This window comes from Agromyces fucosus (assembly GCF_004134865.1).
In the GTDB taxonomy this organism is placed as follows: domain Bacteria; phylum Actinomycetota; class Actinomycetes; order Actinomycetales; family Microbacteriaceae; genus Agromyces; species Agromyces fucosus.
In genome coordinates, this window is record NZ_SDPO01000001.1 from 1,147,834 (window position 1) to 1,161,058 (window position 13,225).

At 71.1% G+C, this 13,225-nt stretch carries 10 protein-coding genes; 1 reads left to right on the top strand and 9 read right to left on the bottom strand.

Annotated features, from left to right (window positions below; translation table 11 throughout):
- Positions 1-67: 67 nt before the first annotated feature.
- From ESP57_RS05185 to ESP57_RS05205, 5 genes are read right to left on the bottom strand one after another with little or no spacing between them, the layout of a single operon-like run.
- A complete protein-coding gene (locus ESP57_RS05185) occupies positions 68-826 on the bottom strand; it encodes an SDR family NAD(P)-dependent oxidoreductase (protein ID WP_129230761.1) in 759 nt (252 codons plus the stop codon).
- Positions 816-2,006, bottom strand: a complete 1,191-nt coding sequence (locus tag ESP57_RS05190) for an ATP-NAD kinase family protein (RefSeq protein WP_207904477.1) — start codon at positions 2,004-2,006, stop codon at positions 816-818. Before ESP57_RS05190 ends, ESP57_RS05185 begins: the two co-directional genes overlap by 11 nt.
- A gap of 2 nt (positions 2,007-2,008) precedes the next feature.
- Positions 2,009-3,631: an aminomethyl-transferring glycine dehydrogenase subunit GcvPB gene (gene gcvPB, locus ESP57_RS05195; RefSeq protein ID WP_056010258.1), complete on the bottom strand. Its 1,623-nt coding sequence runs from the start codon at positions 3,629-3,631 to the stop codon at positions 2,009-2,011.
- Positions 3,628-5,109, bottom strand: coding sequence for an aminomethyl-transferring glycine dehydrogenase subunit GcvPA (gene gcvPA / locus ESP57_RS05200; RefSeq protein ID WP_129230762.1), 1,482 nt, complete (start codon positions 5,107-5,109; stop codon positions 3,628-3,630). The genes gcvPB and gcvPA overlap by 4 nt, the downstream gene beginning before the upstream one ends.
- 8 nt (positions 5,110-5,117) lie before the next feature.
- Positions 5,118-7,253, bottom strand: coding sequence for a beta-galactosidase (locus tag ESP57_RS05205; RefSeq protein WP_243648402.1), 2,136 nt, complete (start codon positions 7,251-7,253; stop codon positions 5,118-5,120).
- A 159-nt stretch (positions 7,254-7,412) separates the two neighbouring features.
- On the opposite strand from ESP57_RS05205, the gene ESP57_RS05210 reads away from it, so the two are divergent.
- Positions 7,413-8,069 carry a GntR family transcriptional regulator gene (locus ESP57_RS05210; RefSeq protein WP_129230763.1) on the top strand — a complete coding sequence of 219 codons (657 nt, stop codon included), beginning with the start codon at positions 7,413-7,415 and terminating at the stop codon, positions 8,067-8,069.
- 44 nt (positions 8,070-8,113) lie between these two features.
- Here ESP57_RS05210 and ESP57_RS05215 read toward each other — a convergent pair whose 3' ends face one another.
- The 4 genes from ESP57_RS05215 to ESP57_RS05230 all read right to left on the bottom strand — a co-directional run bounded on the left by ESP57_RS05215 (position 8,114) and on the right by ESP57_RS05230 (position 13,223).
- Positions 8,114-9,019, bottom strand: coding sequence for a carbohydrate ABC transporter permease (locus ESP57_RS05215; RefSeq protein ID WP_243648403.1), 906 nt, complete (start codon positions 9,017-9,019; stop codon positions 8,114-8,116).
- Positions 9,016-9,978 (bottom strand): carbohydrate ABC transporter permease, encoded by a 963-nt coding sequence (locus tag ESP57_RS05220; RefSeq protein ID WP_129230764.1) that lies wholly within the window; start codon positions 9,976-9,978, stop codon positions 9,016-9,018. The genes ESP57_RS05215 and ESP57_RS05220 overlap by 4 nt, the downstream gene beginning before the upstream one ends.
- Before the next feature lie 8 nt (positions 9,979-9,986).
- Positions 9,987-11,303: an ABC transporter substrate-binding protein gene (locus ESP57_RS05225; RefSeq protein WP_165877376.1), complete on the bottom strand. Its 1,317-nt coding sequence runs from the start codon at positions 11,301-11,303 to the stop codon at positions 9,987-9,989.
- Positions 11,304-11,426: 123 nt separating this feature from the next.
- On the bottom strand, positions 11,427-13,223 hold the full coding sequence (locus ESP57_RS05230) for an amylo-alpha-1,6-glucosidase (RefSeq protein ID WP_129230765.1): 1,797 nt from the start codon (positions 13,221-13,223) through the stop codon (positions 11,427-11,429).
- Positions 13,224-13,225 lie beyond the last annotated feature (2 nt).

The window sequence follows — 13,225 nt, forward strand, 5'->3', positions numbered from 1 at the left end:
GCCCCGAACAGAGCGGATGCCCCGTGGCCGATCGGCCACGGAGCATCCGTCGTTCGGCCGAAGCCTGCTACGCGATGCCGCCGCCGTCGACGACGAGCGCGGAGCCCGTGACGTAGCTCGACTCGTCGCTCGCGAGCCACACAACGGCCGCGGCGATCTCGCGCGGCTCGCCCATGCGCTGCAGCGGCCGGTCGGCGGCTTCGGCGAGGAACGCGTCGGGATCCTGTGAGAGCTGGCGCGCCTCGTCGCGGAGCATCCCCGTGTTGACGTCGCCCGGGTTCACCGAGTTCACGCGGATGCCCTGCGGGCCGTGGTCGATCGCGAGCGCGCGGGTCATATTCACGACCGCACCCTTCGAGGCGCAGTACGAGAGGGCCTGGCCGCCGCCCTTCAGACCCCAGCCCGAGCCGGTGTTCACGATCGAACCGCCGCCGGCGGCCGCCATGATCGGCACGATGTGCTTGCACATCAGGAAGATCGAGCGCACGTTCACGCCGAAGACGCGATCCCACTCCTCGACGGTGGTCTCGACGGCCGTCGTGCGCCGGATGATGCCTGCGTTGTTGAAGACCACGTTCACCCCGCCGAATTCGGCGACCGCAGTCGCGACGACGCGCTCGATGTCGGCCTCGGCTGAGACGTCGGCCGCGATCGCGATCGCGGTGCCGCCCGCCGCGCGGATCTCCTCCGCGACCGCTGCCGCGGCGTCGGCGTTCAGGTCGACGACGGCGACGGCCGCTCCTTCGGCGGCCAGGGCGATCGACGTGGCGCGGCCGATGCCGCCCGCGCCGCCGGTGACGATGGCCTGCTTGTTCTCAAGGCGCATGGCCTTCTCCTTCGGGGTCGGATGCCTCGGCATCGGGTGCGGTGACAGGGTAGATGCTGGTGGTGGCCGCGCTCGTGATCACGCGGACGAATCCCGCGAGCCGTGCGTCGACTGCGGCGTCGCCGGTGTCGACGAGCAGGGGTCGCCCGCCGAGGTCGATGAGCTTCTGCTCCGGTGCGACGGCGACGAGCGGGTCGGGGCCGAGGGCGCGCAGGACGCGCGCCGAGAGCTGCTGGTTGCCGCGGCCGAGCAGGAAGCCCTGCCCGCCGATCACCGAGACGACGGCCCTCGCCGGGCCTGCGGCGATCTCGTCGAGCAGCTCGGACTCGGACGCTGCGGCGCGCACGACGGCGCCGTCGAGCACGACGTCGACGCCGAGCGGGGTCTTCGCCACGCCGAGCTCGCGGGCGACTTCGGCCATCGTGCCGCCCGGTCCGAGCAGGTAGCGGACGCCGGGCCGCAGTGACCGAACGGCGCCGCGGGCCGCCGCGACGACGGCCGCGTGCTCGCTCGCCGGCGTCGCCGACTTGCGGGCCTGGGTGCGGCCGGCGAGGTACGGCACCGGCATGGTCGCGTAGAGTCTCGGCTCGACCCTGGCGACCCGGAGCTGGGCCTCGTCGACGTCGAGCACCTCCCGCTCCTGCACGGGCAGGGAGCGACCGGCCTCGGATGCCGCGACCCACGCCGCGGCGAGCGCACCCGCTGCCCGGGGGCTCACGGCGAACACGGGCGAGTACATCTTCACGCCGGCTGGGATGCCGAGCGCCGCGGCGTCCGTGCCGAGCCCGGCGGCGACGTCGCGCGCGGTGCCGTCGCCGCCGGCGAAGAGCACGAGGCTCGCTCCGGCGTCGACGAGCGCACGTGCGGCGGCGGTCGTGTCGGCCGCGGTCGTCTCACCCGCCCCGTCCCTCGACGACGCGCGGAAGACGACGCGCGGCTCGAGACCGGCGGCTCTCACCACGTCCTCGCCCATCGCGCCGGCAGCCGTGATCACGACCGGTCGCGAGGCACCCGCCGCGCTTCGCGCCGCCACCGTCTCGAGCGCGAGCCGCGCGCGCTCGGCGGCGCGACGGCGGGAGCCGAGCGCCTCCGCCCGCTCCTGCACGGCCGCGCCGTCGGAGCCGGCGAGCCCGGCGGGCCCGCCGACTCCGGCGATCGGGTTCACGACGAGGGCGATCACGCTCAGGCCGCGGTCTCCGCCGGCTCCGCCGCCGAAGCCGGGGTTCCGGCACCGAAGTACTTGCGCTGGTACGCGCGCCACGTGATGGCCCAGCGCTCGGGGTCGTCGAGGTCGTCGTGGTGGGTGTGGTGCACCGTCTGGTTGTGCGGCGCGGTGCGCACGACCTCCGGGGTCTCGCGCGCCTCACGTGCGACCTCGGCGAGGACGGCCACGTACTCGTCGATCTCGGCCTTCGAGTACGACTCGGTCGGTTCGAGGGTGAAGGGCTGCGGCACGACGTACGGGTGGTGGCTCGTCCAGTAGTGCATGCCGAAGTCCGTCATGCGGATGCCGATCTCCTCCGACGAGATCCCGGTGTCCTCGAAGAGCTCCTGCCACGAGTACCGCACCTGCTCGATGCGGCGGCGACCCGCCGCGTACGGCGCGGAGGCACCGGGGATCTCGAGCACCTTCGCGAGCAGGTAGTTGTTGTTCAGCACCGCGATCTCGGCGGCGGCGAGCAGGCCCTCCGCACCGAGCGCCATGATCCACGAGTACGCGCGCACGATGTTCGGGATCACGCCGTGGAACGGCGCGACCGAGCCGATCGACCGGGCATCCGTGTCGCGCAGGTCGAAGCGCACCGCGCCGTCGGCGGCGACCTCGCGCACGACCCGCGGGCCGGGCAGGAAGGGCGCGAGCGCGGCGCTGACCGCGTTCGCCCCGGCGCCCGGGCCGCCGCAGGCGTGCGGCGTCGAGAACGTCTTGTGCAGGTTGAAGTGGCACACGTCGAACCCGGCGTCGCGGGCGCGGGTGATGCCGAGGATGCCGTTCGCGTTCGCCTGGTCGTACGCGGCGAGCGCGCCGACCTCGTGCGCGGCATCCACCCACTGCTTGATCGCCGGGTTGTAGATGCCGGTGTCCTCGGGGTTGGTGACCATGATCGCCGCCGTGCGCGGCGAGAGCGCCGCCTTGAGGGCGGCGAGGTCGGGGTAGCCCTCCGCGTCGGGGAAGATCGTGATGACCTCGTAACCCGCGGCCTTCGCCGCCGCCGCGTTCGACGGGTGGCTGAAGATCGTCGTGATGACCTCGCGACGCTGCTCGCCCTCGCCATTCGCCTCGTGGTAGGCGCGGATCATGGCGATGTTGGCCCAGATCGCGGCCGAGCCGCCCTGCGTGTGCAGCGAGACCTGGTCCATGCCGGAGATCTCGGCGAGCATGCGCTCGAGGCTCCAGACGATCTCGAGCACGCCCTGCGCGTCGGCCGGGTCCTGCAGCGGGTGCATCGCCGTGAGCTGCGGGGTGCCGATGAGCTGGTCGTTGATCTTCGGCGAGTACTTCATCGTGCACGTGCCCTGGCCGATGTCGACGTTCAGGTCGGCGCCGAGGTTCTCCTGCGAGAGGCGCAGGTAGTGCTTCAGCACGCGCATCTGGCCGAGTTCGGGCAGCGCGGGCGGCGTCGCACGGCGAAGACCGGCGGGCAGCGCCGCCACGACGTCGCCGACCGCGTCGCGAACGCCCGGTTCGATCGGCGTGACGAACACGCCGCGCTCGCCCGGGGTCGAGAGCTCGAAGATGACCGGCTCGTCCCAGCTGGCCTGGTGGAACCGGCGGATGGCCGGCTTGGGCGCGAGTGGGAGACTCATGCGTTCTGCTCCTGAGTGAGTTCGGGGGCGAGAGGGAGAACGGCGTCGGACACCAATGCGTTCTGCTCCTCGAGGATCGTTGCAGTGGTGACGGGGGTGGTCGAGGCATCCGCTGCGGTCGCGAGACCGGCGAGGGATGCCGCGAGCCGATCGATGTCGGCCTGGCTCGTGAGTTCGGTGACGCAGACGAGCAGCGTGTGCTCGCCGACGACGACGCCGGGCTCGATGCCCTCGCGGCGCAGCGCCTCGACGACGCCTTCGGCGGTGAGGCCGGCGCCGGCGACGTTCACCGTGAACTCCCGCAGGTGCAGCGCGCCGTCGGCGAGCACGACGCCGGGGATCGCGGCGAGCCGCTGCTGCGCGTAGCGGGGGCGGGCGAGCAGCAGCTCGCCGAGGTCGGCCATGCCCTGCGGACCCATGAGCGCGAGGTAGACGCCGGCGGCGATGCCCCACAATGCGGCGGCCGTGCCGACCCATTCCTTGCCCTCCTCGCGCTGGGCGAAGGACGTGCGCTCGTAGGCGACGTCGCCGAAGCCCACTTCGCCGGGCACGTCGGTGGTGGCGAGTCCGAAGAGGCGGGACGGCATCTCCATGATGAAGGTCGGGTCGTCGGCGACGGCGATGAATCCGCCGTGCGCGCCGCCGTACCACTGGTGCAGTCCGAGCGACTGGATGTCGCCGGTGACGATGTCGGCGCCCTGCTCGGCGGGCGGGGTGAGCACGCCGTAACCGATGGGGTCGGTGCCGACGACGACGATCGCACCCGCCTCGTGGGCGAGGTCGGAGATCGCGCGCAGCGCCGTCTCGACGGCACCCGTCGCGCTCGGCGTCTCGAACCAGACCGCTGCCACGTCGGCGCCGAGGCGGGCGGCGATCGCCGCGGCATCCGCGGTGCCGTTCACGGTGGGCACGTGCTCGAGGTCGAGGTGCACGCGCACGAAGTCGGCCACCTTCGAGTACTTCGCGGGCAGCACGTCGCTCGCGACGAGCACGCGCCTGCGGCCCGTGATGCGGCCGGCCATCGCGAGACCGGTCGCGGTCGCCTGGTAGCCGTCGTAGGTGGGCACGTTCACGACGTCCATGGCGAGCAGCTCGGCCATGAGCGACTGGTACTGGAACAGCGCCTGGAATCGGCCGTGGTCCTCGTAGGGCTCACCGGCGTAGGCGGTCAGGAACTCGCTCCGGTTGATGACCTCGTCGACGACCGCCGGCACGTAGTGCTGGTAGGTGCCGTGTCCGAGGAAGCTCAGGCGGTCCTCGGTCGAGCGGTTCTTCGCGAGGAGCCCGCGCACGTGACGCGCGAGATCCTGCTCGGCCGGGAACGGCGCGGGCAGGTCGAGCGGCCGACTGAGGCGAAGCTCATCGGGCACGTCGGCGTAGAACTCCGCGACCGACGCCGCACCGGTGGCGTCGAGCATGGCCTGCTTGACGTCGGGTGCGGTGTTCGGCAGGTACGGGTGGGTGAAGGGTTGGTTCATGGGAGCCTTCAGTCGTCGATGTCGGACAGGGTGATGAACGGGGCGGCGCCGGCCCGCGGGGTCGCGAGCACGGCGGCGCCGAAACGCGGCAGGGTGAGGGTGGCTCGCCCGCCGGTCGAGTGGCGGAGCGTATCGAGACCCTCGGGCGCGAGCAGGTCGCGGGCGCCTTCGGGCACGTCGACGACGAGTTCGTCGCGACCGTGGTTCAGGACGAAGGTGTAGTCGGTGTGCTCGTCGCTTCGGGTGACGGCTTCGAGGTCGGCGTGGGTTCGGTCGCGCGCCGGCAGGCGAGCGGCGCCGAGCACGGCGCGGAAGAGCTCGACGAGGCCGGTCGGCTCGAGCACGCAGCTGACGTACCAGGCGGCGCCGGCAGAGGAGCTCGGCGTGTCGAGACCAGCGGATGCCTCGACCGACGCCGGGCGCCGCGTGATCGCCGGCCGACCGTCGAGCTCGCCGCTCGCGTAGCCCGCGACCACGTCGGTGCCGGGGTGCACTTCGAGCCACTCGCCCCAGATCGGCGCGTCGAACTCCGCGAGGCCGTCGGCGAAGGCGACGCGCTCGGCCCGCCCGTCGGCCACCGGCCACTGCTCGTCGACCTCGACGCCGAGGAGGCCCCTGAGCGGGCCGGGAGCGCCGCCGTCGTGCACCTTCTCGGTCGCGTCGACGACGCCCGAGAACGGGCCGACCACGAGCTGGCCGCCTCGCTCGACGAAGGTCGCGAACGCGGCGGCCTGGGCGCCATCCGTCACGTAGAGGTTGGGTGCGACGACGAGGTCGTAGCCCGAGAGGTCGGAGGTCGCCTGCACCGCGTCGACGGGGTGGCCGAGCGCGAAGAGGGCCGCGTTCCAGGCGCGCGCCTGCGCGAGCCACTCGAGCCGCTGCGACGGCAGCGACTCGGCGGCCGACGAGCCCCACCACGAGTCGTGGTCGATGACCAGTGCGACGCGGGAGCGCACGCGACTGCCGCGCACCGGTTCGAGACGCTGCAGTTCGGCACCGAACGCCTTCGCCTCCTGGAAGGTGCGGGAGGCCTCGCCGCGGTGCCCGAGCATCGCCGAGTGGAACTTCTCCTGCCCGTATTTCGCCTGACGCCACTGGAAGCACATGGCGCCGTCGGAACCGTGCGCGATGGCCTGCAGGCTGCCGATGCGCATCTGGCCAGGCGCCTTCGGCACGTTGACGTCTCGCCAGCTCACGCCGCTCGGAGCCTGCTCGAGCAGCAGCCACGGCTGTCCGCCCTTGAGCGAACGCATGTAGCCGTAGTTCAGCGCCGCGGGCACGTGCGCGAGCGGATCGGCCGGGTCGGGGTAGGCGTCGTCGGTGACGAGGTCCTCGACGGCCGCGAAGTCCCAGTAGTTCAGGTCGCGCAGGATGCTCATGAAGTTGGTGGTCACGCCGATCTCGGGCGTGACCTCCCGGAGGATCTCGACCTCGATCTCGAAGAGCTCGAGCAGCGCGCCGGAGGAGAACCGCTCGAAGTCGAGCAGCTGGGTGGGATTCACGGGGCCGGTCGAGCGCCGCGGCGCCTCGATGTGCGCCCACTCGGTGTACCGCTGACCCCAGACGTTCACACCCCACGCCTCGTTCAGCCCGTCGAGGGTGCCGTAGCGCTGCTCGAGCCAACGGCGGAAGTGAGCGGATGACTCGGGGCACCAGCACCGCGAGACGTGATCGCCGTACTCGTTCGAGATGTGCCAGAGCGCGAGCGCGGGGTGCTCGCCGTAGCGTCCGGCCATCGCCCGGGTCATGCGCCCGACGTGCTCGCGCCAGACCGGCGAGCTCGGGCAGTAGGCCTGTCGCGAGCCGAACTCGAGGCGCCGGCCGCTCTCGTCGCTCGGCAGCATCTCGGGGTGGCTGCGAACGAGCCATGACGGGGGCGTCGCGGTCGCCGTCGCGAGGTCGATGCGGATGCCGGCCTCCCAGAGGATCTCGATGACGCGATCGAGCCATCCCCAGTCGTAGACGCCGGGGGCGGTCTCGAGCTGCGGCCATGAGAACACCGGGAGGCTCACGATGTTGACGCCGGCCTCGCGCATGAGCCGGGCGTCCTCGTGCCAGACCTCTTCGGGCCACTGGTCGGGGTTGTAATCGCCGCCGTAGGCGAGCGCATCGAGTCGGATGCTGCGGGGGACGTCGACGGCCACACCTGCTCCTCGGTCTCTTGGGGTGTACACGCTGCGGTGCAGAATGTATTCTGTATACAGACACCGTAAACGGAATGCCGGAACCGGTCAAGCCCTCGCAAACGCCTAGGCTGGCCGCGGATGGCCCGAGCGGCCGTGAGCGGCCCGGAAGGCGAATACATGGCGATCGAACGCAAGAACCTGCGATCGCAGGTGCGCGAGGAACTGCTCGCGCGCATGCGATCGGGTGCGGTCCAACCCGGCGAGGGCATCAACGAGGTACAGCTCGCCGGTGAGCTCGGCGTCAGCCGCACGCCGCTCCGCGAAGCCCTCATCGCGCTCGAGAGCGAGGGTCAGATCACGAGCGAGAACGGCAAGGGCTTCCGGTTCGTGCCGCTGAGCGCGAGCGAGTTCGAGGACCTCGCCCCCGTGATGGCCGCCCTCGAAGGGCTCGCGCTCGAGCTCAGCCCCATCGAACGGCTGCGCGAGATCGGCGGGCGGCTCTCCGAGCTCGCGGCCGAGTTCGATCAGGAGGTCGTCGAGCACGCGCTCGTGGTCACGAAGGACGACGAGTGGCACGGCATCATGCTCTCCGCGTGCCCGAACCTGCGTCTGCTCGATGTCATCGCGAGCGTGCGGGGCGCCTTCCACCGGTACGAGTCGCTGCTCGTACCGAACGACGTCATGGTCGAGCGCGTCGCCGCCGAGCACGCCGCGATCGCCGCGCGTCTCGAGGTCGGCGACGTTCCGGGTGCCGTGGCGGCCCTCAAGGCCAACTGGATGCACGGCATGCAGCGGATCCTCGACAACGCCTCGAGCCCCTACTTCTCCGCCTGACCCGACTGCCCCGCCCGCACCGGTCGAGCAGCGATGCCGCCCGCTCAGCCCTTGACGGCGCCGCCCATCAGGCCCGACACGAACTGCTTCTGGAACACCAGGAACAGCAGCATGAGCGGCAGCGTCGCGAGCAGGGAGCCGAGCATGAGCCCCGAGTAGTCGACGCGCGACATGCCGATCATCGTGTTGAGCGCCACCGGCACCGTGTACCGGTCCTCGGTGTTCAGCATCAGCAGCGGCCAGATGAATGCGTTCCACTGGCTGATGAACGTGTAGATCACGAGTGCGGCGAGCTGCGGCCGGGCCACCGGCAGCACGATGCGATAGAAGGTTCGCAGCTCCCCGGCCCCGTCGATGCGCGCCGCCTCGATGAGCGTCACGGGGAAGTCGAGGAACGACTGCCGCATGAGGAAGATGCCGAACGCGTTCGCGAGGAACGGCAGGATGACGGCCTGGTAGCTGTCGATCCATCCGGCGCTCGCCATCATCTGGAACAGGGGCACGAGCAGCACCTGCATCGGGATCATCATCGTCACGAGCACCACGCCGAGGAGCACTCCGCGCCCTCTGAACCGGTACGTGGCGAGTCCGTAGCCGGCCATCACGCTCACGACCGCCGAGAACACCGTGTACACGACGGCGATGCCGAGGCTGTTGAGCATGACCTGGCTGAAGTTCACCGACTCCTGCAGCCGCGCGAGGTTCTCCCACAGCTGGTCGCCCGGCAGCACGGGCAGCGGCGTACCGAACAGCTCGGGGGTCGAGTGCGTCGAGGCGATCACCATCCAGAGGAACGGCAGCACCGAGAAGACGCTCGCGACCGCGAGCAGCAGGTAGACGGGCAGGCGAAGGATGCCGCGGGCGAGCGCCGGGCGGAACCCGGTCGGGCGCGACTCACGCGCACCCCTCGCCTCGGGGTTGACGGACGTCAGTGCCGAGGTCGCGGTCACGGCTTCTCCCTCATGATGCGGAACTGCACGATCGCGATGATCGCGGTGATGACGACGAGCATCCACGCGATCGCGGAGGCGTAGCCGAAGTCGAACTGGCGGAACCCGACCTTGTACAGGTAGAGCACGGGGGTGAGTGTGGCGTCGTTCGGGCCGCCCTCGGTGAGGATCCAGTTCTCGTCGAAGAGCTGCAGCGCGCCGATCGTCGAGGTCACGGTCGTGAAGATGAGCACCGGCCGCAACTGCGGGATGACGATCTTCGTGAAGATCTGCCAACGCCCGGCGCCGTCGATGCGCGCCGCCTCGTACAGCTCCCCCGGGATCGCCTGCAGCCCCGCGAGGATGATCACCATGTTGTAGCCGGTCCATCGCCACGTGATCGCCGCGACGAGCGCGACGCGTGCCCACCACTCGTTGTTGAGCCAGTCGACAGGCGAGACGCCGACGAGGCCGAGCATCTGGTTCACCGCTCCCCCGTCGGTCGCGAGCATCACACGGAACACGACGGCGTAGGCGACGAGCGTCGTCACGGCCGGCAGGAAGGTCAGGAGGCGGAACCCGGAGCGGAACCTGAGCCACGACTGGTTCAGCAGGTACGCGAGCCCGACGGCGAGCCCGATCATGAGGGGCACCTGCACGATCAGGATGAGGCCGGCGTTGAAGAGGCTCTTCGCGATGAGCGGATCGGAGAAGAGCCGCGCGTACTGCTCGAGGCCCACCCAGCTCGAGACCCCGCCCGAGGTGGCGAAGAAGCTCTGCCAGAGCGAGGTGACGAGCGGGTAGGCGAAGAAGATCGCGAGCAGGGCGGCCGCGGGCAGGGCGAACCACGCCCCCGGACGCTGGAGCCTGCGCCCCAGCGTCCGGGAACGGCGGGGCGCGGCATCCGATCCGCCTCGGATGCCTCGCCCCTCGTTGCCGCCACGCCCGCGCTCGCCGGTGGCGAGCGTCGGAGCGGTCATACGAGCGCCTACTCCGCGATCTCGCGGTCGGTCGCCGTGGCGATCTGCTGCGCGGCGTCGTCGAGCGCCTGCTGCGGGTCGGCTCCGTTCAGCACGGCGGCGACGACGGCGTTCGCGACGATGTCGCTCGCCTCGGCGTTGTCGGTCGTGAAGGTGATCGCGGGGATGTTCGCGGTCTGCTCGGCGAAGAGCTCGTAGACGGGCTGACCGCCGAAGTACTCCTGCGGCTCGGCGAAGTACTGGCCCTGCAGCGCCGGCAGGTACGACGGGAAGAGCCCCTCGTTCTCCATCATCGACGCCTGGTTCCCGGCGTCGGCGAGTGCGAAGTCGACGAACGCGGCCGCGAGCTGCGGGTTCTTCGCCTGCGCCGGAACGGCGAGCCCTGAGCCGCCGCTGTTGGACGTGCGGACACCGCCCTCCTCGAAGGCCGGCAGTTCTGTCACGCCGTAGCTGCCGCTGAGCTCGGGGGCGTCGCCGAGCAGCGTGCCGATCCACCAGACCGCCTCGGGCGTGACCGCCGAGTCGCCGTCCTTGGCGCTCGTGACCCGGCCGTCCCAGCCCTTGACGTTCTTCAGCAGGCCCTTCTCGTTGAGCGTCTGCAGCAGGGTGAGCGCCTCGACGGCTTCGGGCGAGTTGACGGTGATGTCGCCGTTCTCGTCGAAGAGCCCCTGCCCCTGCTGCTGCAGGAGCATCTGGAACCCGCCGCCCGTCGCGACATCGAGGGAGAGGAGGGTGTGGCCGCTCTCGGCCTTGATCTGCTCGCCGGCTGCGACGAGGTCGTCCCACGTCGAGATCGAGGCCGGGTCGATGCCGGCCTCCTCGAAGTAGTCGGTGCGGTAGAACAGGCCGACGGTGCCCGAGTCCCACGGTGCAACCTTGAGCGCGCCGTCGGCGTCGGACTGGGCGGCCCACTTGAACGGGTCGAAGTCGGCCTCCGCCTCGCCGAGCACCGGGTCGAGATCGACGAGCCCCGTCGGGAACTCGTTGATGTAGCCGGGGGCGCGGTCGGTCTCGATCGTCACGACGTCGGGCAGGCCGCTGCCGGCCTGGAGCCCCACGGAGAGCTTGTCGTAGGCGTTGTCGTACCCGACGTCGACCACGTTCACGGTCGTGCCGGGGTGCTCGGCCTCGAACTCGGCGCCGAGGCGGTCGAGCGCGGTCGCGGCGACGTCCCACGACCACACGGTGATCTCGCCCTCGAGCTTCGCGTCGGGGTCGAGTACGACCGGGCCTGCGGACGGGCCGCCGCCCATGGCGCAGCCGGCGAGCAACGCGACTCCTGCGAGGGTCGCAGCGGAGGCGAGCAGGGTACGGGTCGTGTTCATCTGGACTTCCTTGTCTGATCTGAATATTGAATACACAGGGTGGGCGCAATGGCCCCGGGCTCCGCCGGTCGAGGAGCGACGAAGGAGCGTATCGAGACCCGCACGAGGTCTCGATACGCTTCGCTACTCGACCGGCAGAAGTTCGACCGGCAGGGGCTCGACCGACGGAGCCGACAGTCCGACCGCGAGGTCGATGAAGAGCGCCGCGGACCAGCCGAACGCGGTCGTCGCGGTGCGCGCCTTCCGCCCGGAGGTCGGGTTGAAGTACTCGTGCGGTCCGCCGGCGTTCACCACGAGCGCGACCGTGCGCTCGGCGAGGTCGCGGGCGAGCTCCGGATGCCCCGAGGCCCGCAGCCCCTCGATGATGAGCGTGTTCGTGTTCACCCACACCGGCCCGCGCCACATCCGCTCGGACGAGAAGTCGGGATCGGCGGCCGAGACCGTCGGCACCGTCCAGGACAGGCCGTATCGGGCCGGGTCGGCGAGTGCGGCGATGAGCGCATCGACGACCGGCTGCGGCAGCCCGCCGGTCAGGAGCGGCATGAAGCCGACGATCGCGTCACTGCCGACCGTCTCCCCCGCAGCCCGGGCGAGGAACCGGCCGGATTCCGGATGCCACATGCCGAGGAGCAGCTCGAGGGTGCGAGCGGCGCGGTCCCGGTGCGCGCGGGGGTCGCCCGCGGCATCCGTGCCGTAGCGTTCGGCGAGCCGTGCGAGCTCCAGGTCCTGGAGCACGAGGTAGGCGCCGAGGTCGGGCGCGGTCGTCGGCAAGGGGCCGTCGAAGATGGGGCTGTCGTCGAGGCCCGAGGAGTAGGGGTGACCGTACTCGGGCATCCCGTCGCCGTCGAGATCGCTGCCGGCGAACCACCAGTCTTGCGAGCGACGGATCGTCTCGAGCTGTGCGCGGGCCCAGTCCGGCGCGTCCTCGACCTCGAGCACCTTCGCAAGGGCCCACGCTGCGAGCGGCGGCTTGGTCAGCGGCACCGGGGCGTTCGGATCGGCGATCTGCGAGCCGGCGCGGCGCAGGCGATCGCGGTCGCCAGCGGGCAGGTCGTCGCTCGAGGCGAGCACGCCCTCCTCGTGCACGACGTCGGGCAGCTGCCCGTCGTCGCCGGGGAATCGGAAGGCGATCTCGAGCTGCTCGCGGGCGAGCGCCGGATCGCCGTGGCGCAGGCCCACCGCGATGAAGTACGCGTCCCACTGCCAGACGCCGACATACCCGATCTTCGAAGGCACGACCCCGCGCGCCTCGCCGATCGACGGCAGCTCGACGATGTTCGCGCCGAGCACCCACCAGCAGAAGGCGGCCATCTGCTGCAGGTCGCTGCGCACGATCGGGCACTTCGCGAACCAGTCGATCCAGAGGCGCTCGGTCGCCACGAGGTCGTCATCTGGCGCAGCGGATGCCTCGTGCCGCACTGAGCGGTCGGCTCCGACGTGCAAACGCACGGCCGGTGCCTCAGCGGTGAGCTCCACGCGGGTGCGCGCGCCGTCCGGCACCGTCCACTCGACGCTCGAGCCGACGCCGGCGATGCCGAGCACTCCGGGTCCGGCGAACGTGAGCGTCGCCGCTCCCCCGCCGAACTCGATGACGTGCGGCAGCACACGCGTGACGGGCAGCGCTACGCCGTCGGCGCCTCTCACCACGAGTTCGTCGATCACCCGGCAGTCGTCGAGCCAGCGCTCGTACTCAGAGGTGTGCACGCGAAGCGCCGTCGCGGGGGCGGGGTCGACGGCCTCCTCGTCGCCGATCCGGTCGGCCAGCTCCGCCCGGTCGGCCCGGAACACGAGCACGCGCGAGCGCGGCAGCGTGAAGGGGGCCTGCACGAGATCCAGATGGCGGCCGGCGAGGCCGGCCAGCTCCGAGGGGTCTCGATACGCGTCGGCTCCGCCGCCGCTACTCGACCTGAAATCCGTCACGC

What these genes read in the sequence shown, in the direction of transcription:
- ESP57_RS05185 (WP_129230761.1), bottom strand. Translation starts at nt 826, where the DNA reads ATGCGCCTTGAGAACAAGCAGGCCATCGTCACCGGCGGCGCGGGCGGC.
- gcvPB (WP_056010258.1), bottom strand. Translation starts at nt 3,631, where the DNA reads ATGAGTCTCCCACTCGCGCCCAAGCCGGCCATCCGCCGGTTCCACCAG.
- gcvPA (WP_129230762.1), bottom strand. Translation starts at nt 5,109, where the DNA reads ATGAACCAACCCTTCACCCACCCGTACCTGCCGAACACCGCACCCGAC.
- ESP57_RS05210 (WP_129230763.1), top strand. Translation starts at nt 7,413, where the DNA reads ATGGCGATCGAACGCAAGAACCTGCGATCGCAGGTGCGCGAGGAACTG.
- ESP57_RS05220 (WP_129230764.1), bottom strand. Translation starts at nt 9,978, where the DNA reads ATGACCGCTCCGACGCTCGCCACCGGCGAGCGCGGGCGTGGCGGCAAC.
- ESP57_RS05225 (WP_165877376.1), bottom strand. Translation starts at nt 11,303, where the DNA reads ATGAACACGACCCGTACCCTGCTCGCCTCCGCTGCGACCCTCGCAGGA.